Origin of the sequence: Motiliproteus sp. MSK22-1 (genome assembly GCF_001968815.1) — a bacterium.
Taxonomy (GTDB): domain Bacteria; phylum Pseudomonadota; class Gammaproteobacteria; order Pseudomonadales; family Balneatricaceae; genus Motiliproteus.
Genome location: NZ_MIEQ01000044.1, coordinates 282,606 through 308,352 on the forward strand (window position 1 = coordinate 282,606; position 25,747 = coordinate 308,352).

A 25,747-nucleotide genomic window follows, 5' to 3' on the forward strand; every position below is an offset into this window, starting at 1 on the left:
CACCTCAACTACGTTTATTGTTCATCATTCAGGTCAGAAATATCCTGATCTATAACCATTAATTTGGCAGAAATTTTCTCAATTTCTTCATGGGTTTTCTTATCAAACTCAAACTTCTTGTCCATTCCTTCAACCAAAGCCACCATGCTGTGCTTATAGGTATGAGCCAGAACCCTCAAAATTTTATCAATACCAGGCATCGGCTGATTAATCACTTCAATATAAGGTTGTTTCTGATTTATCAACTGTTTACCAATATGATCCAGCGAGTGAATAAGCTCCTGACTCAGCTGAACGATCTTTGCTTCAAGGCCAGAATCCGATTTGCTCTCAGCCTCAGTTCCTGAACCGGAATCACTCTGGGTTAGCCCTTGGCTGGCAGCGGCTCCCAACAGTTGCACACCTTCCACCAAATCAGCCAGCTGAGCCACAACCTTACCGCCTACATCAGTATCATCACCTCCGATGGCCTTATTACGCAAAAAATCCTTTTTAATCTGCTGCCAACGAGCTTGCTCCTGATCGCTGATATCGCCGCGCAATTCCGCTAATCGCAGCAGGTTTTCTTCAGCACCAGAGGTTAACAATTGCGCTTCACCAAGGTAGTGATCGGTGATCATTTGGCGTAATTCCTCTTCATTCATCACCGCTGACACTTTCTCAGCCATCTTATTCATATTTCGATAGCTGCCCTGCAATTTGAAAGAAGGGGCCGTACGATAAGTATCGTCCTGCGCCGCAGAGGCGATATATTGCTGATTAATCTTTAACACCACCTCTTGAACAACCAACAGCTTCTGTAAAACACCTTTGATCTCATTAATTTCTGCGCCACTGTACTGGTGACTAAGATCAGTAGTAGCAACGTTTTTACCCCTGGCCATATCGATCAGCTTATAGACATCGCTCATCTCCCGGGTGGCTAAAGGAGCCAATACCGGATTGGAGGTTAAACAGTTTTCGATGTAACTCAGAGAAAACTGCTCATCCATACCACCGAGAATATCGCCAAGGTTATAAATGTCCGCACGGTTAGCCAGCATGTCTGGCACCCTAAAAGCTTCCCCGGATTCTGTGTAAGGGTTTCCTGCCATCACCACGCAGAATTTTTTACCACGCATATCATAAGTTCTGGTCTTACCCTTCCACACCCCTTCAATACGCCTTGTACCATCACAGAGAGAGATAAATTTCTGCAAAAATTCAGGATCGGTATGCTGAATATCATCCAGATACAGCATGACATTGTTACCCATTTCCAAGCCAAGATTCAGCTTCTCCAGTTCCTGCCGGGCAGTGGCGTTCGGAGCCTGAGCAGGATCAAGAGAAAGCACGTCATGACCCAGAGACGGGCAATTAATCTTCATAAAGATCAGGCCAATGCGGTTTGCAACGTATTCCATCAACGTTGTCTTTCCGTACCCAGGGGGCGAGATCATCATTAACAACCCCATCAGATCAGTACGCTTGTTTTCGCCAACCGTTCCCATCTGCTTGGCAAGATTGTCGCCGATAAGGGGTAAGTAGGATTCATTAATAAGCCGGTTACGAACAAATGAACTCAGGGGTTTTGCCTTAAACTCTTCAATTCGAAGAGAGGCTCGCCCCTCATCAATAATTCTCTGACGTAAATCGAGATAGCGATGGTAACCAGGTATGACCTCCTGATGGTGTTTTTCCAACCGCAACAGGAAAGAGTCCAGGGAGAAAGCCAGGGTTCTATTGGCATCTCTGGTCTCTATCGTCGGATGTTCTCCCAATAGCCCCGAAACCCGAATTTCAAGATCTACCTCAGTAGCCCGACGACTCAAACGCCCGTCACCGTTGATTAAGGCAACCGCCTCTGGAATATAATGCCCCAGCTGCTCAAGATTCTTACTTCTGACAAGCGCCTGTAGCCATGAAAAAGTAAGGTTCCAGCGCTCAGCAGCTCGACCTTTAAGTTTATCCAGGGCAGATTGATATTGTCGCCAGGTGCTCTCATCCAGAGTGCGCTTAAATTCCCCTGCCAGCTCCTCTGCATATTTACTGGAAATAAACTCAAAACGCTCACGACCCAATTCTTCTACCAGATAAGAAGCACTGCGCTCAACGGTCAGACTATCCAAAGAGATCGGATGAATAGCCAAAAACGCTGTTAAGGTTGATTTAACTTCAGACACCAACTGAGCGACAGCCAGATCATCAGTAAAGAGTTCACGCATCTGCAGAGCTGAACGTGCTCTTTCACGCCAGCTGTTAATTGAATCGACGTTGTAAGAGCTACTATTTCCTTGCTGTGCGCTGGTTCTTTCCGGTTGAGAATTGCTTCCTCCAGGCTGAGAGCAGGAAACTGCTTCAATATTTGCCCAGAAAATCTGCGCCAAGCCTCGAGTTAACGGGTCATAACGCAGTAAATCAGCTCCCTCATAAACCGGTAACAGCTGTTTAAGAATGAGTGCCGCATCATGGTCATGTATGCCTTTTTCATAACCTTCCTTGTAGCGGGGTGCGGCAAATACACGAACCAGATCCTTCATCGCTTGAGAATCCAGCATGGCGCCGCGGAGCTGATCCATTGTTATCTGGCCTTCAGTTCCGGCCTCTTGTCGAGTCTGTGCAGCCCGCAAAATTGAGGAGGCAAGGTATTCCGCCCGATAAACAACCAAACTCTCTGACTCCAGGGAAATATCCCAGTAAGTGTTCAGTTCAAGCAGTTCCGCATTTTCAATCGGTTCAAAGTAATTGGTGCCGGTCAAATGCATGTTCAGTTCCCCGTTGCGGGGTATAATTGTCAAATCAAGCTCTTGATTATTAACACTAAACTTATGCCTTGGCCCTAATTTAATGATGTTGCCACCATCTTCATAGATATCAGACTTATCTCTTAGCGATCTCGCTGCTTGATCCTTTATCATCTTAAAGCGCGATTCTAAATCGTCGGCCTGAACGGCTCCGTCCAGCTGCCTCAATCGTTCCACCAAATCACGTACTTTCAGAACCATCGCATCTGAAGCAAAATAAGTATTGAGTTCATCAGCTTCAGTAAATTTCAGAGAGCGTCGTTCAATACTGGCTATAATCCGCGCCCCCGCCTCGCTCACCGATTGTGCTTTGCGCTGTTGTTCATCCAGTAACTGCTGTTTATGAGATTCGAAGGATTCATAAATCTCCTCCCTCTTCGCCATAATATCTGCCAGAAATTCATCGTAATCACTGAACTGGCTCTCCAGTTCTTCCAACTGAACAATTAGGCGAGACAGCTGCTCATCGCAGCGCTCCGGTGTTACCGCCATCCCTAAGGCATTGGTAATACTCTGAGAAAATAATTTGAATTGAGCGGAAAACTGAGCAACGGCTTCTTTTGATCCCAAGCTTTTATACTTATTTCGGGCAGTCGCTTTACTTTGATTAAGCTTGGAATAGACCTCAGAAATCGCGTCGATTATTCGAGTACGGACATTAGCATCCGTAACCTTCAGTGTTCCCATCAACTCTGATAGCAGATCCAATCCTGAGGCGGTATTTTCGATAATCTCAACAACAGGGTCCAGGGCGACAACACTATCAGCCCTTTTTACCTGCCGGTCCAGATCTTCAATTTTGGACCAGTAAGGAGCCAACGCTTGCTCATCAGCCAGAAAGGTAACGGTTTGTTCGCTCAGTTGCTCCTGAGCATCAGTGACTTGCGCATCCAATACCTCAATACGCTCAAGGTCAATGTATCGATACTCCTTGATCGTCGTGAGATGTCCGCGCTGATGACGAAGCTTGTTAAGGGCTTCTATGTAATCTTCCGCAAGATTCCAGTTTTCAGGTCTTATTGAGTCGATTATATCCTGCTGTTGCTGCTCTGCTTCAACCATCGCCTTGGCTGATTGTTGACGAATACCCTCAACTTTTTCAAACTCATCAATGACCAGTTCGGCCGTTGCACTGACTTCTTTGAGGAGGTCATCGATAGCCAGCGCTTCTGGTTCACCGAGCCAGTAATGAGCATCAAACATCTTGCTGACCGTTTTAGTGAGCTCTTCGTAAAGGCGCGATGAAACCTCCTTGTCTTCTACAATCCGGCAGATACTATAGAGATCAGAAATACCTCGCACCAACTCAGCATTCCCGACCCGCCCAAAAAAGCTTTGACTTGCAGGTTTCTGGCTGGCGAACTCATCACTGACATAGGGTGTTTCCCAGATTTGCATGGGGTGAACCCGGGTTGGTTCTGTTTCAGCGGAGAAAATGACGATTGTGCCGTCTTCCGACAACGCATAACCATGCCCGTAAATCGGATTCTGCAACTGCCGCTGAATCAGGTTATAGGCAAAAAGCCCGAAAATACCTTCCACTGGCTCATAGAATATATACAGAACATCTTCACCATTGGGGGATCGAATCATTCGCTTAAACTGCAAACCTTCAACTTCGCCATCAAAGGTCTTATATTCCCCGGTTTGCAGATAATACCCTCCCGGAAAAATCACCCCGTGATCTTCCGGCAGCTGCACACAGGATGCTCCGATCGCATCCATTCGTAAGACTTCCTGAGTTAACGTATTAAAGACAAGGTAACGCCAGTTTTCTTCTCGATAAGGCCTGACTTTCAACAATATAAGACTGCCAACAGCAGCATATAAATAGTCAGCATCATCCAGTGATTGGGTTTTGTCTTCTACCGACTCACGATAGATTCCTTTCCCATCTTCAGTGTTATCTTCGACTTTAACCGTCAGATCACCGCCAATTGTCTCAATAAACACTTTATCGAGAATATTGACGTGGGGATGACGACCCTGAACAAAATCCTCTCTACTGGTTTCAACCCATTCGAAATCAAATCGTGGCGGTAGTTGAATATCCCGTTCCCCTCGATTATCGATATAGCTAACGGTATTCCCATCGGCTGAAACCGACCAGCGAAAGACCCGTATATCCTCCAACCGCTCCCCTATCTGAAAACCTGCCAGCAATCTCCCACCTTTCACCGACAGTTGAACTAAACGAGTGTGCTTGTAATAGCGATACAACTCATCAAAATCATTAACAAAACGACTATCAGATAAAAAACTGCCTTCCAGCCCAACGGCCTCCATACTGTAGTCAGATCCATCCTGATTAAGCTGGAACAGTGAAAAGACATCTTCCCTTTTGGTCTCCTTTTTAAGACCAATGAACACGTTGTATCCAAAAATCAACAGATTGCCCACCTGGACAATATCCCGTGCAATACAATTGTTCTCCGTACGCACACGCACACGAGCCAGAACGCTCATGCTAGAACTGCCAAATTCCGCCAACCTTGATTCGTTCAGCTGCCTCGTTTTTTCATCCAGTTGGCGCCCCTGATCAACCAGGCGCTTTCGAATGACCTCATAGGCACCGCCTTCAGCTACAGCACTTGCCACCTGATCAGCCACTTCGGTAACCGGATCTATGTCAGAATGTTCCTGTTGCGCCATCGTTCCATCCTTTTAGCTACATGCTCTAAACGACTTATATGAAAAAGCGCCCGGCTTATTGAATCCATTGAAGAGGAATGTCGATTTGCCAGCTTCCAGGAAATAAGCCGATACCTGGCTTATCTCAGGCTGGCAAACTCTTACCTCATTAAGAACGGGCCAGGCATTGCTGATTTCAAGAATCGCCGTCACTGGATTCTGATTTCGCCTCTTTCCTAACCACAGGCTCCGCAGACTTTTCCTTAGGCTCCACCACTTTGGCCTTAGGCTCCATTACTTTGGAAAGCAATGCCGCAACGGTGTTACTCTTGGAAGCAAAACCATCCACAGCCTTGCCTAAAGACAGGGACTTGGCAAAAGTATCGAAGAAATGCTGCTCTCCTCCGACAATATCGATTCTAGCTTTCTGAAGCGCTGCCGAGAGTACATCAGCATTCTCTCTCGCGATCTCCTTACCTGCTTCAATGGACGCCATGGCTTCTTTAAAGGCTGTTTCCAGGCTCATCCGGAATTCTTCGTGCTCTCTTGCCTGATCAGTCATTGAGCCCATGGCTTCAAACTTATCGACTAAACCATCAGCCTCTGCCTTGAACTGCTCTCGGGTAACTTCGGCTCCGGCCATACCCACCTGTTTCTTAGCCTGGGCTTCAGATTGTCCTTTAGCAGCGATAACATTAGCTTCTGCCAAACCTTCTTTTTCGAGTGCATCCGCTTTAGCTTCCTGAACCTTCGCTTCTGCAAGCCCTGATGCCGCTTCTTCAGCCTGGATACCCTCAGCCAGTTTTTTCTTGGCGTCAGCTTCTTTCGCTGTCGCTTCAAGTTCAGCCTGGGCAATCAGGGTGATTTCCACCGCCTTATGTTTAGCGGAAAGCTCTTCAGCCTCTGCAGCCTTCACCTGCTTGACTTTATCTTCTTCAGCCGCCGCTTCAGCAGCCAAGACCTGGACCTGCTTGGCTCGGTCCGCCTCAGACACTTCTCGAACTTCATTGATTCGTTCTTCTTCGATAGCCACTGTTTTATCAACCGCCACCCGTTCACGGATAACGTTGGCTATTTCTTTCTTCTCGATTTCCAAGGCTTTTTCCGCCTCGATCCGCTGCAGCTCAACCTCTCGCTCACGTGAAACAATTTCCAGATCACGAGCCCGAATGACCTTTTCCTCTTCGATGGCAACGGCTCTCTGGCGGTTCTGTTCGGCCACCTCCACTTCCCGCTTCTGGTTTTCGGATTGAACCGCCAGATCCTGTTCAACCTGAATACGGGTCTGTTCGGCTTTTCGACGCTCTTCTTCCTGAATTTTCTTGGTTTCAGCCTCTTCGCGAGCTTGAATACTCAGTACTTCACGCTCTTGCCTAGCTTCCGCATCAGCCTGCTGGCGCTCCAAAGCCAGCATCGCCTCCTTGGTTTCAACATTTTTTTTCTTAATCGCTAGCTCTTCATCCCGTTCCAGAACATTGGTACGGATATTTTGTTGCGCAGTCAGTTCAGTGATTTTTTTGATGCCTTCAGCGTCCAGAATATTGCTGGGATCCAGTGCTGATTTTGGTGTTTGCTCCAGATAATCAATAGCAACGTCCTCAAGGACATAACCGTTAAGGTCATCACCGATAACTTCGATAATCTTCTCGCGAAATTCCAGACGATTCTCAAACAGCTGGACGAACTCCACCTGCTTACCCACCGTCTTTAATGCTTCAGAAAATTTTGCCGCAAACAGATCATAAACAGCCGCTCTATCAGACGCTCGGTCAGCACCTATAGATTTCGCCACTCTCAATACATCTTCGGCAGTTTCATTAACCCGCAAATAAAACGCTACTGTGATATCTGCCCGCATATTATCCAAACAGATCAACCCATCCTGCCCTCTTCGATCAACCTCCAGGGTTATGAGAGATATTTTCATCATCTCTTTTTTGTAGATAATCGGATAAACAAGAGCACCAGTGAAATGTACCTTAGGACGCGAGCTCATATCGTTGACAATCAAAGCGGTACCCTGAGCTACTTTGATGTAAAAGGCTTTAAACAGGGCAGCCAAACCCAGCAAAATAAGAAAGAAAATACCAATGCCGATTACTACCGGCATAAGCACAGACAAGTCAGCCATAACAATTACTCCATTTGTTTAACAGTTATAATTTTTCTAAAACTTTAACCGTGGGAAAATTCCGCTTCAGAAATCACACGATAGACATATTCTTCTTTGACGTACTCTAACAGCACCACCCGATCTCCTTTTTTAAAAACAGTATCTCCAAATGAGCGGACTTTGAGGATCAAACCAGCCCCCCCGTCGTCTAATGTTGCCTCACCAAAAGAGTTATCCACGCGAGAAGTTCGAACGATGGCCACCTGGCCCAACACATACTTGTGGGTTTCCTGCTGTGCCTGTTTGAATAAAGGACGTAAAGGTCGAATAATTACAGAAGTTATCATGGCTGCGGCGTAGAGGACTCCACCCACAACCAAAAGACCAAACAGATACCGTAGAATTCCGTCAGGAACTATCCCAAACAGAAAATGGACCGTGAAATAACTCAGTAACCAGCCGATTAAAGCAATAAAAGATACGATTATGGTGACAGGGACACCGTTCAGTCCAAGCTTTAGCATTAAGCCGGCAAGAGTATCCGCGGCAGAAAATCCGCTCCCCTGACTTCCAGGCAGACCTCCCTCCACGTCAGGAAGGTCAAAATCAAGGATATCTATATCGGCAAACCCTAAAACAGCAACTAACCAGTACAGCAGGCAAACAGACAGGATAAAAGTAAAAAAAACCGTAGGGAAAGATGAGATGTTTTGATAGAACGGATCCATCCCCTCGTGCAGTAGAATCGCAAACATACCCCAGTTTCCTTTTGATGGTAATTAGATAAGTGCAGTGCAATTGGAGCAATGCTATCCAGGGCTAAAACAAGCCCTACGAATGAGCACTAACTTATTAATAATGTGATGATTTTTCAGGCTGCTCTAGTAAATCAAAAAACATCAGGAACTTGAAGTATTTTCTGCAAACTGCACGAGTTCCTCAGCAATACGTCGACGCAGCTCAGTACGCTTGTTACTGTCAATTCCGTAATGTTCAGCCAATATGGCCAACTCCTCGTCCGTAATGCTAAAGGTAATCCTCTCTCGAACCTTCTTTGATACGGCGTCAAGCTCCAGAATCTCACGAACTTTATCCGTTCCAAAGATTCATATCCATTACGATGTTCTGTGCTGCTCTCGACCTCTCTAAACAGGCGAAAGACAGGTAGCCAAATAACGGGACTTTATGAGCAAAGATAATTTGATAATTACAATGTTATTTTTTGCATGCTATTTTTAATGGGGATCGGCTTTGTTCAGTATGTTAGGAGAATGGATGTGAAAAAACGTAACCTGTTTCTGCCAGTTATGATTGCCACTATGGCTTTTGGTAGCAGTTTATCTAGTGCCGCAGATATTGAAAAAACGATTGAGGCCCGACAGTCTTTTATGCGCGTCTACTCGTTTAATCTTGGTCTGGTAGGAGATATGGCCAAAGGGAAAAGTCAGTACGATGCGGAAATTGCGGCAAATGCTGCCAAAAACCTGTTGGCTTTAGCAAAAATGGACAATGGCCCAATGTGGCCCCAAGGCACCAGTAAAGAGGATCCGGGGCTTTCAGAAAAAACCCGGGCATTACCTGAAACCTGGACCACCTATCCGAAAGTTTCTGAGCGCCACAAAGAACTGACAGAGGCGCTTGAAAAATTTGTCAATGTTGCTGGCAAAGATCTCGCTAGCTTAAGAATGGGTATCAAGGATGTTGGCAAAGGTTGTAAAGGCTGCCATGAAAGCTTTCGAGCAGAAGAGGAAGAGTAATTTCGTTGGATGAAAGGCTTTCGGTAATCATTGATAGCTTTTGCTGGCAGAGAACCTGATTTGTATGAGGTGAGAACAATGAAGTTATGGATGACAACCGGTGGTTCAGCAGTTGCAGTTATAGTAACCGCCGGACTGTGGTTTCTTAGCGGACCAGGATCTGCTGTCTCACCGACGGTCCTATCATCACTTCCGGCAGATGCAAAGCGAGGCGAGTTAGTCTTCCATGTCAGTGGTTGCGCCTCTTGTCATAAGCCTGAAGATTTCGATAAGAACAATGCAGACGAGAATACAGTTCCTCCGCTCAGCGGCGGGCAACGCTTTGAAACTCAATTTGGTACCTTTATCGCACCTAATATTACCCCCGATAAAGAAACTGGCATCGGCAACTGGTCAGTCTCTGATTTCGCCACTGCAATGCTAAAAGGCGTAAGGCCTGACGGCCAGCACCTCTATCCCGCTTTCCCTTATACCTCTTACGCTCGCATGAAGCTTCAGGATATCGTCGATCTGAAAGCCTATATGGATACGCTGCCAGCTATTTCCCGCACCAACGAAAACCATGAACTCGGTTTCCCATTTTCTATCCGACGAGGTCTGGGTTTATGGAAACAGCTTTATTTAAGTAACCAACCTGTCATCAACCTGGTTGATCCGACGCCAGAGCAGCAGCGCGGCCAGTACCTTGTGGAGGGTCCCGGCCATTGTGGTGAATGTCATACTCCAAGAAACCTGGCTGGCGCAGCGAATCCTTCAAGGTGGCTCGCTGGTGCAGCCAATCCGGATGGGGATGGGACTATTCCGAATATAACACCCCATAAGTCAGGCATCGCCAAATGGGAAACGGTAGATATTACTGAGTATCTCTCGTCTGGCTTTACCCCTGACTATGATGTAGTCGGAGGTTCTATGGCAGAAGTCGTGGAAAATACGGCCAGGCTTCCGGACAGGGATCGCAAGGCTATTGCAGCCTACCTCATGGCTATTCCTCCCGTCGCAGATAAAAAAAGCGATAAAAAATAACTTGATCTAATCTCTTGCCAGTATATTACGGGCAAAAAAATGCCCCTTCATAAGAAGGGGCAAAGAACGGCAGATAATAATTACTGACTGTTATAAAAACAGTTAAACAGAACTCAACAAAGACTCAGACCTTACTTCCTGATGTCAGATAACACCACGACGCTCCTGATCACGCTCAATAGAGTCAAATAGCGCTTGGAAGTTTCCTTCTCCAAAACCATTGTGCTGCTTTCGCTGAATCAATTCGATAAAAATAGGACCAAACAGGTTTTTGGTAAAGATTTGCAGCAAATACCCCTCGTCATCACCATCGACTAAAACCTGATGCTTCTTAATACGAGCAGGATCCTCCTGGACACCTTTCACGCGCTTGAACACGTTATCGTAATAATCATCGCTGATGTCTAAAGTGGCGATTTTGCTACCTTCCATCGCATCCAGAGAACTCAGCAGATCTTCTGACAAGAATGCCAGGTGCTGTACCCCAGGGCCGTTATACTCTTCCAGATATTCATCAATCTGATTGTTTTTGTCGTCTTTACCTTCATTAATAGGAATACAGAAACTCCCATCTGGAGACTTCAATGCGTACGATAGCAAAGCCGTTTTTTCACCTTTGATATCAAAATAGCGAACCTCAGTAAAACCAAACACATTCTTATAAAAATCAGCCCAGGTATGCATCGTTCCTTTATGAACGTTGTTAGTCAGATGATCTACTGCCAGAAACCCCTTGCCAGGCACAATGACGGGATCATCGACTGAAATAAAATCTTCCTCATAGATTGAGCCATTAGCCCCAAAACGATCAACAAAGTAGATCAGACTGTCGCCAATGCCGTAGATAGCCGGATAAGGGAGATCTTTACGCTCTGAATCTGCTGGCTTCGCGCCCCGGCGTACTGCTTCCTTAAAAGCATAGTCCGCATCATCTACACGCCATCCCATTGAGCAGATGGCCGGACCATGGCGCTTGGCAAACGCTTGAGAGAACCCCTGACGCTCACGGTTTAACAGAAAATGAATGTCATTCTGGTTGTAATACAGAATGTCTTTGCCTTTTAGACGCTTAAGCTTGGAAAGACCAAAATCAATAAAAATTTCATGCATGTAATCACTGTTGGGCGAAGCGAACTCTGTAAACTCAATGCCTCTTAGCCCCAGTGGATTAGTTTGCTCGGCCATAGTCTTCTCCAGTAATCTTGCTTTATCGTTATATTTTGTATGTTGTCGACTGTTAATTCTTATCACCGGCTGTCTTTGAGGGCCGGCTTCTCTTGCAATGTGATATATCTCATTTTGCCGAAATAACCAGCAAAAAAAAGAATAAACTTTTTATCATCTCCATCTATAAATTAGATTATTATTAATCAGCCCTGGAAATATCAGGCACCCTTGACCGTTGGCCAATATATTCAATGGCCATCTTGTTATAGATAAATTGATCAGGAGTGAAACAGGTGCGTCTGGATATAGAAGCGCTGCGGGTACTGGATATCATCATCCAACAAGGAAGCTTTGCAAAAGCTGCAGAAAAACTCTGTAAGGCCCAGTCGGCAGTCAGTTATCAAATAAAGAAACTGGAACAACAACTGGGGTTTGATATCTTCGACCGTAGCCATTACCGAGCAGAACTTACCCCTAAAGGCCAGGTACTCTGGAGCGAAGGTCGTCGAATGCTTGAATTGGCGAGTCGTATAGAAACCCTGGCTGAACGCTATTCAGAGGGCTGGGAACCCTCTTTCGAACTTGTTATTGACGGTTCCCTACCGATGGAACCGGTTATGCGGGCATTAAAAACACTGGTAGATAAAGACATCCCTACCAAAACCCAGGTAAAAGTTGAAGCTCTGGGAGGCGTACAAATGCGCTTTGAGCACGACCACTCTGATCTAATGTTAGTTAAGGACTATCACCCTGCTCCCAATCTCAAAGCCATTCCTCTTCCCCCGATTACATTCATTCTTGTAGCCTCTCCCGAACACCCTCTGGCGACGCAGCAGCAGATTAGTCTTGACCAATTGTATGATCACGTCGAACTGACCATTCAGGACACCAGCGAAAACAAAAATCAAAAACTCGACGCTCTTCAATTTGGTGGAGATCGAGTTTTTTACATGCACGGTTTTACTGGTAAAAAGACAGCCCTGTTAATGGGATTAGGCTTTGGTTGGATGCCAACCTTCATGATCGACGACGAACTAACAAATAAAACCCTTATCGAACTGAATTATGTGGGCGGTTCGCAAGCAACCTTCACTCCCCAATTAGTGTTCGATACCGGCCGACCACTAGGTAAAGCCGGCCAGATGGTTACCGACCTGATTCTGGATGAATTTCAGACATTTGATCTCGCCTCCAGCAACAAGCGGCAATAGGAAAATTACCGTTGTGTAACAAAATCTGCCTGAGGGGGTCCTGTATACCACCACCTGAAAATAACAACGGCAGATTAACCTGCCAGTAGCAACCATAGATTAACAAGATAGCAGGAGAGCTTTTAATGAGCGCAACATCAGGATTCAATGGGATAAATATTACAACCTGCGCCGTCAATCAGAGTCAAATCACCCGCCGGGTAGCAGTGAGCTTGCTTGTTAGCCTATTGCTTATGATGGTCATTTACAGCAGTCAGGCACTCTCGCAAGGGTTTACAGGACATTCACAACCGTTCGTTTACACCGACAATAAATCCATCACTCCAGATACTGCTTTTATGGATAAAGACGGGAATGTGCAGCGCTTATCTGATTATCGGGGCAAAGTAGTATTAGTTAATCTATGGGCAACCTGGTGTTCAGCCTGCCTGTACGAAATGCCAGAACTGAATGCCCTGCAGCAGGAATGGGGAAGTAAAGGCCTGAAAGTACTCACGCTGAACCAGGATTTAAATGATGGTAAAGCAGCTCTTCAGTTTCTCCACTCCAGAGGTTACAGCCAGCTGACGGGGCACCTCGACCCAAACTACCTGTTTGGCCAGGCATTTGGTCAAAAACTGCTACCAATGACCTTGCTGTTTGATACCACTGGACGCCAGATTGGTCACTTGGTTGGCGTAGCCGAATGGAACTCGACCAAAGCTAAGCATTTAATAGGGAAATACCTTCCAACAGATCTGCAATCTCAGAAGTAACGACTAAAACGAAAAAAAATTCCGCTAACTGTAACATTTCCATCACTGTCATCTCTCTTTAGATACCTGAGCAGCAGAAACATGCTGACAGGTATTCAATTTTGACGGTAGGCCACTGATGGGCAATTAGATAGAAACCCAAACAACCAGTCTCCACATAAGGGTGAAAAAGGGATTGGACGATAAATGACTCTTCTATGCGCACTTTAAGTCGACAGGGCCAGACAAACACAATAATCAAGAAAGAAGGAAATCTTACATGTACCGTTCACTCAAACAAGTTGCTGCTGTTTTTTGCACTCTAGCCGCGCTTTTAATGTTCAGCAATCTGTCCTACGCAAGCTCCCATACAGATCCAAATTATACGGGCATGACACTGGCCGCTGCCAATCCCTGTGCAGCGAATCCTTGTGCGACAAAAAACCCCTGTGCCGCCAATCCCTGCGCTGCAAAAAACCCTTGCGCAGCTAATCCTTGTGCAGCCAAAAACCCCTGTGCAATCAAGAAGAAAAAAATGAATAACCCCTGTGCCGCTAACCCCTGTGCAGCAAAAAACCCCTGTGCAGTCAAAAATCCTTGCGCGTCATAATAAATTAGCGACTACGCTAGTGATTAAACATACTACGTATAACCCTATGCCGAGTAAGAGGAAATAACAATGACCCAGAGTATACAGCGCTTAAGCGCTATTCTACTGACCCTTTCTGCATTACTGTTTTTTTCACCATTCTCCATGGCTGGCTCGGAGACAGATCCTAATTGGAATGGAATAACAATTGCCGCAGCGAATCCCTGCGCAGCTAAAAACCCCTGCGCAAAAAAATGGACAAACCCCTGTGCCGCTAAAAACCCCTGTGCTGCAAATCCCTGTGCAGCCAAAAACCCTTGTGCAGCTAATCCCTGTGCAGCCAAGAACCCTTGCGCTGCCAACCCCTGTGCAGCCAAGAACCCTTGCGCTGCCAACCCCTGTGCAGCCAAGAACCCTTGCGCTGCCAACCCCTGTGCAGCCAAAAATCCTTGCGCGGCCAACCCCTGTGCGGCCAAAAATCCTTGTGCAGCCAATCCTTGTGCCGCTAAAAACCCTTGCGCTGCGGGCAATAAAATTGATCCCAAGTTAGTAACACACCCAACAGGATCAAGAGAATGGTGGGGGGATAACAGTGAATTGGTTCGTTATGGCAAACAGTTGTGGAATGATAAGAAACTAAGCAGTAACGGCTTATCCTGTGCAACATGCCATAATGGCAATCGAGCCTTCCAGAACACCTTCGCACAGCCCTACCCTCATAAAGTGCAGATGGCTAAAGACCGAGTCGGTATGAAGACCATCAGCGCCGATGAGATGGTACAGCTTTGTATGGTTGTACCCATGGCTAGTAAACCACTGGACTGGAAATCAAAAGAACTAGCCGCACTGACGGCCTATACCGAAGAAGTTCAAAAAACATTCCGAGTTGCAGCGATGAACCCCTGTGCGGCAAAAAATCCCTGTGCAACCAATCCCTGTGCGGCGAAAAACCCCTGTGCAGCTAATCCCTGTGCAGTAAAAAACCCCTGTGCAGCTAATCCCTGTGCGGTGAAAAACCCCTGTGCAGCTAATCCTTGTGCTGCGAAAACCATGTAAGACCCCGGAGGCAAACCAGGACCAATGAGATCATTACAGCAATGTGGAGGCCGTTTTAAACGATGGCTAATAGTATTGGTCCTGGCGCCAGTCATACTGGTGGTAGAGGCAAGCGGTTTCATCACTGGTTTCGCTGCAGCTGCTTCGCCTTCTTCAACATTAAACACTAAAGCCTTTCTTGAACAGCACTGGCAGCGTCCCATTCCAGCTCAAGGAAACGCGCCAGAACACTACAGCGATCTGGAAAGCTCTTTATCACCACAAGCCTGTGGTACTTGTCATGCAGAACAACTGGCAGATTGGAAAACCAGCCTCCATAGCCGTGCTATGGGGCCAGGCCTGATGGGACAGTTAGTGGAGATGTCACCCCACGCCCGTGGCGAACATCAATCTTGCATACGCTGCCACGCCCCCTTAGCGGAACAGGCAGATCTGTTAGTCGACGAGATAGCAAACGGTTATTCCCCCTTATCCGAGCAGTTGGCAAAAGATCCAACTCAAACCAAGGACCTTCATCGTCAGGGCTTGGTCTGTGCTGCCTGTCATGTACGCGGTAATCAACGGTTTGGCCCCAAACGCAAGGACGGCACTATACCTTCAGCAGAGCAGACTCTTCCACACAACGGCTGGACCGCCAGCGATGCCTTTGAAGACAGTCAGTTTTGTGCAGCTTGCCATCAATTTGAACCCAATGAATTCTCCCTAAACGGAAAGCTATTGGAAAACACCTATAACGAATGGAAACAAAGTCAGTATGCCGAAGAAGGTATTCATTGCCAAAATTGTCACATGCCAGATCGAAAGCATCAGTGGAAGGGAATTCATGACCCGGAAATGGTACGACAAGGAGTCACCATCGATACAACAGCCGGAAACCTGGATGACAACCTGCTTCAAGCTCAAATGGTAATGACCAACACCGGCACAGGACACCGTTTTCCTACCTATGTCACTCCCCAGGTCGTCATGATGGGCTACCAGGAAAATGCCCGAGGTGAACAAATTACAGGAACCGAAAGTTACTTTGTTGTGGCTCGCAGAGTTCCCCTGAATCTCAGCCATGAGGTATTTGATACCCGCTTGGCGCCAGGTGAATCAGCGCAGTTAGACTATCAAATGACTCGCCATCCTCAAGCCAGCAATATTGTTATGAAGATCTACGTGGAGCCCGATAAATTCTATGAAGGTTTTTACCTGAGTATGCTGCAATCAGGACAAACAGGCCGTGGCGCTCAGATGTTACAGGAAGCATTGACCCAGGCTCAACAATCGGTATTCACACTGTATGAAAAACGTCTTGCATTACCTTAGGGCAAAGAACCTAACAGCGGGATCTCAAGGCGACAGTTTTAGCATAATCCTTAAAACATCAGCCTTAAAAGACGCATAGCGAATGTAACAATCGCTGATATAAATGATCCAAGTGATAAGTTTATAGAAAAGCTGCTGACAGCACTTCAGCCCGATAATAAATCAATGCTGATTAAGTCGTACAAACGGAGGATAACCCAGTGAATAATTCGCCCTTCAAAACAATAACCACACTGCTGCTTTCGGTTTCAGTGAGTGCGGGTTTAAGTTTTTCCGCTGTATCTGCTGAGCAACCCCAGATTATCGAGTTAACACAGGTTTCTTGCCAGTTTCTGGAAAGTGAAAACGGAACCGATCACGGGTTTATCTCCACCAGTGCAGAAGATTGCAAAACACAGAATGAGCAAACTGGAGAGCAACGCCTGGAGAACGCCAAAACAATAACATTAGCACCGGGAAAGTACATATTTCGGGTCACCAACAAGAACGTTCCCTATGACCTGGGTTTTTGGCTCCGGGGAAAAGGGATTATAGGCTACGCCTCCCTGCCCAGTGTTTCCGGTGGGGGTCTGTCCACAGGAAAAACTCTCGACTATGAAGTGGAACTCAAGAAAGGAGAATACGTTTATTCTTGTCCGCTGAACCCGACACCCGATTATAACTTAGTTGTTAACTAAAAGGCGCGGTAGTGACCACTACCGGAAGTAAAGCAAATCATATGCTGCTAGCTAGCGGGCTGGCAGCAACTCTCACTCTGTCGATCACATTATACCAACCCGAGCGCCCACTCTCAGTGCTGTTAATAATCGGCGTTCTTTTGGGTATTACTCTTTACCAGGGGCGCTTTGGCTTCGCCTCAGCCTATCGCAATCTGTTTCTTTACCGTGATACACGAGGAGTCCGCGCTCATCTTTGGATGATAGCCCTGACTACCCTGCTATTCGCCCCCGTACTCGCACAAGGAGAGTTTTTCGGACGCCAGGTCCATGGAGCTTTAGCCCCTGTCGGCTGGCAAGTGGCCTGTGGTGCATTCTTCTTTGGCATAGGAATGCAACTGGCCGGGGGCTGCGGCTCAGGCACTCTGTACACAACAGGCTCAGGTAATCCGAAGATGCTGCTGGTGCTGACCGCTTTTTGCGGCGGGTCATTTTGGGCCAGCCTTGATATGAACTGGTGGCAACAACTACCAGCACTACCGCCGATAGCAATGGGTGTGCACATCAGCTGGCCCGGCGCGGTAATATTCCAAATCGGTGTGTTCAGCCTCTTGGCGCTCGCTCTGAAAAAGTATGGAATCAATACTTTCGCAGGCTCCTCTGTATCGCCCCCGTTTCAGAAGCCCTGGCATCAGCGGCTCATAGAGCCATGGCCAGTATTCGTTGCGGCGTCGCTACTCGCCTTACTGAATTTTGCCACCCTTGCCACAGCCGGACATCCATGGACTATCACCTGGGCATTCAGTTTATGGGGTGCAAAAGCAGCTACATTACTGGGCTGGATTCCAGCAGAGAATTCTTTCTGGACGGCTCCATTTCAAAGCTCTGCTTTGTTAAACAGTATATTTAACGACACCACCTCAGTTATGAATATCGGTATATTATTGGGAGCTTTCTGTGCTGCCCAATTGGCCAAAACCTTTGGTTCAGCTTTATCCTTATCCTGGAAAAACTATGTGGCCGCTTTGATAGGTGGGCTGTTGCTTGGCTACGGTGCTCGTATTGCTTTTGGCTGCAATATCGGTGCATTGTTTTCAGGTATCGCATCGACCAGCCTGCATGGATGGTTATGGATGGCAGCAGCGTTGCCGGGAAACTGGCTTGGCATCAAACTACGCCCGTATTTTGATCTTTCCAATTAGGGGAAACAGCCGATCTAAAGCCCGCCTCGGGCCTAAAATTACTTAATTGCAGGTTCTTTAGGCTGTGTTATGCTCACGCACCCAAAATTATTTGTAACAAGAGATCTGCAGAAAATGGCCATTGAGGTCCCACAGGTAGAGCACCTGAACCGAATCCTACCAGAAGAACCGCTATTAATGATGGGAGCAGGCCCTGTACCAATTCCCGCCCCTGTGGCAGCCGCAAACGGAATCGTCATCAATCATCTGGGCGAAACGATGGCCCGTGTCACAGATCAGGTTAAACGGATGGGGCGTTATATTTTTCAGACAGAGTCCGAATGGTTGATGGGAGTTGCGGGTCCTGGTTCTGCAGCCATGGAAATGGCAGTAGCTAACCTGGTATGGCCAGGAACTCGGGTATTAAGCGTCTGTAACGGTTTTTTTTCCAGTCGTTTGGCTGAAATGGCCAGCCGCGCAGGTGCTGAGGTTGAAAAGCTGCAAGTCGCTGAAGGCCAGGGGGCAACACCGGATTCAGTAGAGGCCCTACTAAAACGCTACAGACCCCAGGTATTAACGATTGTCCAGGGAGAAACTTCCAACACAACTCACAATCACGCATTACCTGAGATTGCAGCCCTTGCTCGTCAATACGATTGTCAGGTTATTGTTGACGCAGTCTGCACACTCAGCACCATGCCTTTGGAAATGGATAAATGGGGTATCGATGCGGTAATCACCGGAGGTCAAAAAGGATTGAGCTCTATTCCCGGAGTATCCTTAGTCGCATTTTCCAACAACGCCTGGCAACGGATATTAAGCCGCCCGGAACCCATGCGGCATTGGACTCTGGATGCCACTCTGGCAACGAATTTCTGGCACCGGGCATCCTACCATTACACTGCTCCGGTATCGGGGTTACTCGCACTGCATGAGGCCATGCGCCTGGTTTGCGAAGAAACCCTGGAAAAGCGCTTTAATCGACACATGTTATGCTCCCGCGCCCTGCAAGCGGCTATTGCAACGCTGGGGCTGGAGCTTTATGTCTCGACAGAAGCAAGATTAAATTCAGTTGTTGGCATCAAGCTGCCCAATGGTTTGGAAGCTAAAGATGTCTGCGCGCATATTTCCAAATACTACCGAGTGGAAATTGCCGGGTCATTCGGCCCTCCGATTGTTCGTATAGGACAAATGGGTGAACAGTGCAGAGTACATAACCTGTTTAGAACCCTGCACGCCTTTGGCTCGACGTTTAAAGAGCTTGGTATCGAAGTTGACGTTCCAGCAGGTATGGCCGAGCTGGAAAATCAATTGCAGAAAACCAGCAACGAAAGAACCTGAGAAACCGAAATATTCAGCAGCTTTGCTAAGCTTCTCCAAAGAAAAAAGGAGGGGAATCCCCTCCTTACAAATGACCTTGATAGGACAAATAGGCGTAACCTTGCTCGGATGAACTTCTGTCCATAGCAAAGACTTGCACCGGCAAACCTCCCGCTCTTCACGGCTTACAAACCAAATAAACGCCCTAAATTATAGCCGTTTAAACGCACCAATATGCACCAAGGCCGTACAACCACCAACCAGAAAGCACCATAAGGGTGCGCTTGTTGCTCCCAGATATTGCACTATTGTCATATCTTATTGATATTAAACAATATTTTTAATGGCACTAAATGTGCATAAAAAGAGCATTGGTTTTCTTTCGTAAAAGAATACAAATTTTGTGCACCATTAGGAGTAATGCGAGTGAAACTTGTTAGTGCAGTAATAAAACCTTTCAAACTTGACGATGTGCGAGAAGCCCTTGCCGAAGTTGGCGTTAATGGTATTACCGTTACAGAGGTCAAGGGGTTTGGACGCCAAAAAGGCCACACCGAACTATACCGGGGTGCCGAATATGTCGTGGACTTTCTACCCAAAGTAAAACTGGAAATTGCCGTTTCTTCGGAACAGGTAGAGAACATTATCGATGTTATTACCCAGAGCACACGGACTGGAAAAATTGGCGATGGAAAGATCTTTGTTACCCATTTGGAAACGGCTGTTCGTATTCGCACTGGAGAATCGGGCAAAAGCGCACTCTAGTGACTGACTGCAATTAGAGATTGCAACCTTAGCAACCAGAAAACACTCATCTTAGTAACCTCAGTAGGAAGCCTATAATGCTGAAGACAACCGCATTCATTGCCCTGACACTGATACCAGGGATCGCCTCGGCCGACCAGCTCAACGGTGCCAATACTGCCTGGATTCTTGCATCCACTGCGCTGGTTTTATTTATGACACTACCAGGCCTGGCCCTGTTCTACGGCGGCCTGGTTCGTTCAAAAAACGTGCTTTCAATCATGATGCAATGTTTTGCCATAGCCGGAGCCGCATCAATTATCTGGCTGATATTCGGGTATAGCTTAGCCTTTGGTGAGGGTAATGCCTGGATCGGAGATTTCAGTCGAGTCATGATGGCCGGAGTCGGACGAGACACTCTGGCGGGGGACATCCCGGAATCTCTATTTATGATGTTCCAGATGACCTTTGCCATTATCACCCCCGCGCTGGTTATCGGTGGCTTTGCTGAGCGCATGAAGTTCAGTGCGATGCTTATCTTCAGCTGTATTTGGCTGGTTCTTGTATACGCTCCCGTAACTCACTGGGTCTGGGGAGGTGGTTGGTTGGCCGAAATGGGGCTTTACGATTTCGCTGGCGGCACAGTTGTACACATTACTGCCGGGGTAGCTGCGATAACCACTGCAATGGTTATTGGACCGCGCAAAGGTTTTCCGACCACAGCAATGCCCCCTCACAACCTGACAATGACCGTCACCGGAGCCGGAATGCTTTGGGTTGGCTGGTTTGGCTTTAACGGCGGATCAGCGCTGGCAGCCAATGGCGATGCGGCGATGGCAATGCTAGTGACACATATCTCTGCCGCCGCTGGTGTATTAACCTGGTCGTTTATTGAATGGGTTCGGTTTGGTAAACCCAGTGTTCTGGGCGCGGTCACAGGTATGGTTGCAGGACTTGGTACGATAACACCTGCATCCGGCTTTGTCGGACCGGGTGGTGCCCTGATTATCGGCGTACTGGCTGGTGCCATCTGCTTTACTGCCACTCAATATATCAAGCGTGTCCTTAAAATTGATGATTCTCTCGATGTAATGCCTACTCACGGTGTCGGCGGCATTATCGGGACACTTTTTGCCGGCATATTCTCAGGAACATCCCTGGGTGTATTTAGTGGTTTTGGGTACGCTGACGGAATCGAAACGATGGGCGGACAGTTCAGCGTACAGCTGATAGGTGTACTATCGACCTTCGCTTACACAGCAGTAGTGACACTGATCATCTTAAAAGTCGTCGGTGCCATTGTTGGACTCCGAGTGGATGAGGAAACTGAAATTCAGGGACTTGATACTGCCGAGCATGAAGAGACGGCTTATAATCTATAAGCAAGCGCAGCTCCAGACAAACGAGAGCATACAGATAAGTGAATACAGCCACCGAGCCTAACAGCTGTATTCACTGCAAAAATAAAGGATTGTCACTTTAACGGTGCTTGGTAACTAAAAGGATTCGAAATAACTAGATAGCTCACACAAAAAAAGGACGCCCAGATCTCTGGTAGCGTCCTTTTTATTGCTCAGCATCCCCTTTATGGGATGTCAATCTACCCTTAAGTATCCTAATTTATCAGCCTCTGTTTGACAGTGCATGACGGGGATGAGTCTTAATAAATAGAGTCAGCACCCTCTTCAAATCCTGCTCTCGATGATGGTCACTTATCTTCTGCGCATGCCGGATATCTTCAATAATCATACGGCGGAGCTTTCTCTCGCCCCCTTCTGCCTTAACCAAATATTCAGCTGTGGCTATGGCCTGGATACGCTGCAAGTGCTCATGCTCAGCTACAGCATCAATTTCGTCGAGTGTAAGGTCACACATTTCCAAACAGTCTTCGTAAGTCAACATGACATTCCACTCCTTTTTTTGTCTTATATCACTTACGACTCAACAGCATCAAAAACGATTGAATATTAACTACCTACACGAAAATTTCGCCTTCAAAAATAAGTCGCAAGACTCTCTAAATCCATTTAAAGAATACGCCAGTTGGCGAATGATGGAATTGAAATATATGCAATGATTACGCTCAGAACTGTACTTGCGCACATACAGGCCTTTAACTGTCCCGCCAGTCATGAAAAGAGTATCAAGGCAGGGCTGAGCGCTGCCGTACTGCCTCAAACAGACATACTCCGGCGGCAACAGATACGTTGAGACTGCTGACTTCACCGGCCATGGGTATTTTCACCAGTTGATCACAACACTCTCGGGTCAAACGCCTCATACCAGTCCCTTCAGCTCCCATCACCAATGCCATTGGACCCGTCAGATTGGATTCAGCAAGCCATTGATCGGCTTCACCCGCTGTCCCGGTAATCCATATTCCGCAGGCCTGCAGGTGTTTCAACATACGCGACAGATTGGTTACTGTTATATATGGAACCGTTTCTGCTGCTCCACAAGCCACCTTGACCGCTGTCCCGTTAAGGGGGGCGGCCTTGTCTTTCGGTGCTATAACCGCATGTACACCCGCGGCATCTGCAGTCCGCAGACAGGCCCCCAGATTATGAGGATCAGTTACACCGTCTAATACCAGTAAAAATGCAGGCTCTTCAAGCTTTTCCAGAAGCTGTTCCAAATAGGCTTCATTCTGGGCCCTGTTCGGCTCTACATTAGCAACAATACCCTGATGCACTCCATCTGCTAGTCGATCAAGTTCACTGCGTTCCACAAACTTCCAGCTGATATGCCGCTGTTTGGCAATATCCAGAAGCCGTTGCATGCGTTGATCCTGCCGTCCTTTCTGGACCAACAGTCCGTGAACCCGCTTTGGGTGACGCTCCAGCAGAGTGGTAACCGCATGAAGACCATAACTGATATCTGGTTTAGCCATTATTGACGCTCTCGTTTACCGCTAACCATTGGCCTGCCTGTTCTTCTACTAAAGAAGCCAATAATTTGATATGTGAAGGGGTTGCGTTAAGAGCAGGGATATAACGATAGGATTCCCCACCGGACTGCAGAAACAATTCTTTATTCTGAATGGCAATTTCTTCCAAAGTCTCTAAACAGTCTGCTGAAAACGCCGGACTCAACACATCGATAGATTTAACTCCCTGAGATCCATACTGTTTCAGGGTTTCATCGGTATAGGGTTTCACCCACTCGGCAGGCCCAAAACGAGATTGAAAGCTGGCCTGGCATTCGACCTCTGACAATCCAAGTTTTGTCGCCAATAACTCTGCTGTTCGCAGACACTGTTGAGGATAGGGATCACCCTGATCAGCATAAGATTTTGGAATCCCATGAAAACTCAACAACAGCTTTTCGCTCTTCGGGTTCTGCTGCCAGAACTGCTCTACAGATTCCGCCAGAGCAGCAATATATAGCGGATGATCGAAATAGTCCCGGAGAATACGAATATCACAAATATCCCGACAGCTTTTTTGAAAATCAGCGACCTTATCGTATACGGGCCCGGTCGAAGTTGCCGAAAACTGGGGATATAGCGGCATTACCAAGATTCGCCGATAACCACTTTGATGCAAATCGCTAAGGCACTGATCCAATCCAGGAGATCCGTAGGTCATCGCTGCAAACACTTCCGGACTTCGTCCTGGATAACCCTGCTGCAACGCCAGTTGAAGTCCGGCCACCTGCCGGTTAAGTATCTTTCGCATAGGCGAATCCTGCTCCCAGATCGTCTGGTAGAGACGCGCCACTTTCCGGGGTCTAACGCGCAGGACAATGAAATTAAGCACCGCCCACCAGAGAATTCGCCTGAGGCGCCCCCCCTCAATAACCCGCTTGTCCCAAAGAAATTCTTTGAGATAGCGACGAACAGAAGCAGCGGTAGGCTTATCAGGGGTTCCCAGATTGACCAGGACAACAGCAGTTTTAGGATTCGCGTAGGACACCGGTTATCTCGTTGATGTTGATGAGAATATGCCGCTATTATTCATGACTCGACACCGAAATGACAGCCACCAGATCAATCGAGTATGAATAATTAATCTGGTGGAGGCTTTCAAAGGATGTACTGAGTACTCAATCCTACTCACGAAGGAGATGCAAACTAACAACTATCAGCGATTATGGGCAAAGCGTTCTTCAGCAATTTGATTGGCAATCACACTGGTCGATAGACCACCCCGATCAGCCCGAATAAAGATCTCGCTCAACGTATCTCCGATTTCTTCCAGTTGACGCTGGATATCAGCAGGCTTTGCACCATCACGCTCTAAGCCGATATCGATAATACCGCCAGCGTTAATCACAAAATCCGGCGCATAAAGCACGCCTTTTTGCTTTAGCAGCTCGCCATGGCGTTCCTCAGATAGCTGGTTGTTGGCAGCTCCGGCAACCACCTTCGCTTTCAACTGTCCGATGCTATTATCGTTAATGACAGCACCCAGAGCACAAGGAGCAAAGACATCGACATCCAGACCAACAATCTCTTTGGCACTTACGGCTGTCGCACCGAGCTCAGCAACAGCTCTGTCTACCTGAGCCTGATGAATATCATTGACATAAAGCTTAGCCCCCGATTGATGAAGATGTTCTGCCAACCGATAACCAACGTTCCCTACTCCCTGAACAGCTACCTTTAAGCCTTCCAGATCGGAACGTCCAAGTTGATGCTTGACTGCGGCACGAACCCCCATAAAGGTGCCATAGGCAGTAGAGGGTGACGGATCTCCATTTTTTACTAAGCCATCGACCCCGATACGGTCATTAACTCCCGCCACATAGTCTGTTTCCTGCCCCATCACCCGCAAGTCATCAACACCAGTGCCCGAATCTTCAGCAGCAATATAGGCACCTCCCAGCTGATTGAGAAACCGGCCCATGGCCCGCAATAGTTTCTCACTTTTATCCTTACGGGGATCACCAATAATAACTGATTTACCGCCCCCCAGATTGAGATTGGCCAGCGCTGATTTATAGGTCATTCCTTTTGACAATCTCAATACATCCCGTAGCGCCTCTTCATCACTCGCATAGGGCCACATGCGGCAGCCGCCGAGAGCTGGCCCACGGTTGGTGTTATGGATAGCAACAATAGCCTTCAGGCCACTTTCCCGGTCAGAGAAGAAAGAAACTTGCTGGTGTTCAGAAAATTCAGTATGGCTGAATACGGACATAATACCCCCTTAAAATTCGGTAACCAGTTAGATACGCCGCCGTTGACAGGTCGACTACTAACTACTTCAAACAATTACTGGCTTGATTAAACATCTGCCCTGAAAATCAAAGCGCCTGTCATCTAGCGGGAAATGCAAATATCAATTTGACCTGAAGTCAGTGCCTGAAAGGAGTTACACCGGGGTAACTGTGGATGTGAACAAAACTGGGGGGATGAACAACGTTGGCGGTATACAAAAAGCTGGGGACTCATCTATATCTCCTATCGCTGGATCACAGCAATATCGATTGTTATTTTTCCCGGTCCAACCGGGTAGCGAACAAAGGCC

The 25,747-nt window shown here is 47.3% G+C and carries 20 protein-coding genes; 12 read left to right on the forward strand and 8 right to left on the reverse strand.

Going from position 1 to position 25,747, the window contains the following annotated elements:
- Positions 1 to 14: 14 nt before the first annotated feature.
- The 3 genes from BGP75_RS11860 to BGP75_RS11870 form a co-directional block, all read right to left on the reverse strand.
- Positions 15 to 5,435, reverse strand: a complete 5,421-nt coding sequence (locus BGP75_RS11860) for a DNA repair ATPase (RefSeq protein WP_076718817.1) — start codon at positions 5,433 to 5,435, stop codon at positions 15 to 17.
- 175 nt (positions 5,436 to 5,610) lie between these two features.
- The gene (locus BGP75_RS11865) at positions 5,611 to 7,545 is read right to left on the reverse strand and encodes a flotillin family protein (RefSeq protein WP_076718818.1); all 1,935 of its coding nucleotides are present in this window, start codon (positions 7,543 to 7,545) and stop codon (positions 5,611 to 5,613) included.
- A 44-nt stretch (positions 7,546 to 7,589) separates the two neighbouring features.
- On the reverse strand, positions 7,590 to 8,282 hold the full coding sequence (locus tag BGP75_RS11870) for a DUF1449 domain-containing protein (RefSeq protein WP_083704775.1): 693 nt from the start codon (positions 8,280 to 8,282) through the stop codon (positions 7,590 to 7,592).
- A 522-nt stretch (positions 8,283 to 8,804) separates the two neighbouring features.
- Here BGP75_RS11870 and BGP75_RS11875 point away from each other — a divergent pair.
- Together BGP75_RS11875 and BGP75_RS11880 are read left to right on the forward strand one after the other, a co-directional pair.
- On the forward strand, positions 8,805 to 9,284 hold the full coding sequence (locus BGP75_RS11875) for a cytochrome c (RefSeq protein ID WP_158070102.1): 480 nt from the start codon (positions 8,805 to 8,807) through the stop codon (positions 9,282 to 9,284).
- Between the two features lie 78 nt (positions 9,285 to 9,362).
- Positions 9,363 to 10,307, forward strand: a complete 945-nt coding sequence (locus BGP75_RS11880) for a cytochrome c (RefSeq protein ID WP_076718819.1) — start codon at positions 9,363 to 9,365, stop codon at positions 10,305 to 10,307.
- A 144-nt stretch (positions 10,308 to 10,451) separates the two neighbouring features.
- On the opposite strand, the gene hppD is transcribed toward BGP75_RS11880, so the two are convergent.
- Positions 10,452 to 11,492: a 4-hydroxyphenylpyruvate dioxygenase gene (gene hppD, locus BGP75_RS11885; protein ID WP_076718820.1), complete on the reverse strand. Its 1,041-nt coding sequence runs from the start codon at positions 11,490 to 11,492 to the stop codon at positions 10,452 to 10,454.
- 275 nt (positions 11,493 to 11,767) lie between these two features.
- Here hppD and BGP75_RS11890 point away from each other — a divergent pair, with 275 nt between their 5' ends.
- From BGP75_RS11890 to BGP75_RS11945, 10 genes are all read left to right on the forward strand, one after another.
- Positions 11,768 to 12,685, forward strand: coding sequence for a LysR family transcriptional regulator (locus tag BGP75_RS11890; RefSeq protein WP_076718821.1), 918 nt, complete (start codon positions 11,768 to 11,770; stop codon positions 12,683 to 12,685).
- Between the two features lie 125 nt (positions 12,686 to 12,810).
- Complete coding sequence (locus tag BGP75_RS11895) at positions 12,811 to 13,440, forward strand: TlpA disulfide reductase family protein (protein ID WP_083704777.1); 630 nt, start codon at positions 12,811 to 12,813, stop codon at positions 13,438 to 13,440.
- Positions 13,441 to 13,699: 259 nt separating this feature from the next.
- On the forward strand, positions 13,700 to 14,029 hold the full coding sequence (locus BGP75_RS11900; RefSeq protein ID WP_198939345.1) for a hypothetical protein: 330 nt from the start codon (positions 13,700 to 13,702) through the stop codon (positions 14,027 to 14,029).
- 69 nt (positions 14,030 to 14,098) lie between these two features.
- Entirely contained in the window at positions 14,099 to 15,064 is a 966-nt protein-coding gene (locus BGP75_RS27210) for a cytochrome c peroxidase (RefSeq protein ID WP_198939346.1), read from the forward strand.
- A 24-nt stretch (positions 15,065 to 15,088) separates the two neighbouring features.
- Positions 15,089 to 16,375, forward strand: a complete 1,287-nt coding sequence (locus BGP75_RS11920) for an ammonia-forming cytochrome c nitrite reductase subunit c552 (RefSeq protein WP_076718822.1) — start codon at positions 15,089 to 15,091, stop codon at positions 16,373 to 16,375.
- Positions 16,376 to 16,575: 200 nt separating this feature from the next.
- Complete coding sequence (locus BGP75_RS11925) at positions 16,576 to 17,052, forward strand: hypothetical protein (protein ID WP_076718823.1); 477 nt, start codon at positions 16,576 to 16,578, stop codon at positions 17,050 to 17,052.
- Between the two features lie 11 nt (positions 17,053 to 17,063).
- The gene (locus tag BGP75_RS11930) at positions 17,064 to 18,233 is read left to right on the forward strand and encodes a YeeE/YedE family protein (RefSeq protein ID WP_083704778.1); all 1,170 of its coding nucleotides are present in this window, start codon (positions 17,064 to 17,066) and stop codon (positions 18,231 to 18,233) included.
- 114 nt (positions 18,234 to 18,347) lie between these two features.
- Positions 18,348 to 19,553 carry an alanine--glyoxylate aminotransferase family protein gene (locus tag BGP75_RS11935; RefSeq protein ID WP_076719306.1) on the forward strand — a complete coding sequence of 402 codons (1,206 nt, stop codon included), beginning with the start codon at positions 18,348 to 18,350 and terminating at the stop codon, positions 19,551 to 19,553.
- A 405-nt stretch (positions 19,554 to 19,958) separates the two neighbouring features.
- Positions 19,959 to 20,297, forward strand: a complete 339-nt coding sequence (locus tag BGP75_RS11940) for a P-II family nitrogen regulator (protein WP_076718824.1) — start codon at positions 19,959 to 19,961, stop codon at positions 20,295 to 20,297.
- Positions 20,298 to 20,374: 77 nt separating this feature from the next.
- On the forward strand, positions 20,375 to 21,658 hold the full coding sequence (locus tag BGP75_RS11945; RefSeq protein ID WP_076718825.1) for an ammonium transporter: 1,284 nt from the start codon (positions 20,375 to 20,377) through the stop codon (positions 21,656 to 21,658).
- A 241-nt stretch (positions 21,659 to 21,899) separates the two neighbouring features.
- Here the strand turns inward: BGP75_RS11945 and BGP75_RS11950 are convergent, their stop codons facing one another.
- From BGP75_RS11950 to BGP75_RS11965, 4 genes are all read right to left on the reverse strand, one after another.
- Positions 21,900 to 22,178, reverse strand: a complete 279-nt coding sequence (locus BGP75_RS11950) for a hypothetical protein (protein WP_076718826.1) — start codon at positions 22,176 to 22,178, stop codon at positions 21,900 to 21,902.
- 241 nt (positions 22,179 to 22,419) lie between these two features.
- The gene (gene rlmB / locus BGP75_RS11955; protein WP_076718827.1) at positions 22,420 to 23,166 is read right to left on the reverse strand and encodes a 23S rRNA (guanosine(2251)-2'-O)-methyltransferase RlmB; all 747 of its coding nucleotides are present in this window, start codon (positions 23,164 to 23,166) and stop codon (positions 22,420 to 22,422) included.
- A complete protein-coding gene (gene hemH, locus BGP75_RS11960) occupies positions 23,159 to 24,190 on the reverse strand; it encodes a ferrochelatase (RefSeq protein ID WP_076718828.1) in 1,032 nt (343 codons plus the stop codon). The genes rlmB and hemH overlap by 8 nt, the downstream gene beginning before the upstream one ends.
- 168 nt (positions 24,191 to 24,358) lie before the next feature.
- Positions 24,359 to 25,417, reverse strand: a complete 1,059-nt coding sequence (locus tag BGP75_RS11965) for a Glu/Leu/Phe/Val dehydrogenase dimerization domain-containing protein (protein ID WP_076718829.1) — start codon at positions 25,415 to 25,417, stop codon at positions 24,359 to 24,361.
- Between the last annotated feature and the right edge of the window lie 330 nt (positions 25,418 to 25,747).

Excerpts from the sequence above, each read along its gene's own strand:
- BGP75_RS11860 (WP_076718817.1), bottom strand. The coding sequence starts at position 5,435 with ATGGCGCAACAGGAACATTCTGACATAGATCCGGTTACCGAAGTGGCT.
- BGP75_RS11865 (WP_076718818.1), bottom strand. The coding sequence starts at position 7,545 with ATGGCTGACTTGTCTGTGCTTATGCCGGTAGTAATCGGCATTGGTATT.
- BGP75_RS11870 (WP_083704775.1), bottom strand. The coding sequence starts at position 8,282 with ATGTTTGCGATTCTACTGCACGAGGGGATGGATCCGTTCTATCAAAAC.
- BGP75_RS11880 (WP_076718819.1), top strand. The coding sequence starts at position 9,363 with ATGAAGTTATGGATGACAACCGGTGGTTCAGCAGTTGCAGTTATAGTA.
- hppD (WP_076718820.1), bottom strand. The coding sequence starts at position 11,492 with ATGGCCGAGCAAACTAATCCACTGGGGCTAAGAGGCATTGAGTTTACA.
- BGP75_RS11895 (WP_083704777.1), top strand. The coding sequence starts at position 12,811 with ATGAGCGCAACATCAGGATTCAATGGGATAAATATTACAACCTGCGCC.
- BGP75_RS11900 (WP_198939345.1), top strand. The coding sequence starts at position 13,700 with ATGTACCGTTCACTCAAACAAGTTGCTGCTGTTTTTTGCACTCTAGCC.
- BGP75_RS27210 (WP_198939346.1), top strand. The coding sequence starts at position 14,099 with ATGACCCAGAGTATACAGCGCTTAAGCGCTATTCTACTGACCCTTTCT.
- BGP75_RS11920 (WP_076718822.1), top strand. The coding sequence starts at position 15,089 with ATGAGATCATTACAGCAATGTGGAGGCCGTTTTAAACGATGGCTAATA.
- BGP75_RS11935 (WP_076719306.1), top strand. The coding sequence starts at position 18,348 with ATGGCCATTGAGGTCCCACAGGTAGAGCACCTGAACCGAATCCTACCA.
- BGP75_RS11945 (WP_076718825.1), top strand. The coding sequence starts at position 20,375 with ATGCTGAAGACAACCGCATTCATTGCCCTGACACTGATACCAGGGATC.
- BGP75_RS11950 (WP_076718826.1), bottom strand. The coding sequence starts at position 22,178 with ATGTTGACTTACGAAGACTGTTTGGAAATGTGTGACCTTACACTCGAC.
- rlmB (WP_076718827.1), bottom strand. The coding sequence starts at position 23,166 with ATGGCTAAACCAGATATCAGTTATGGTCTTCATGCGGTTACCACTCTG.
- BGP75_RS11965 (WP_076718829.1), bottom strand. The coding sequence starts at position 25,417 with ATGTCCGTATTCAGCCATACTGAATTTTCTGAACACCAGCAAGTTTCT.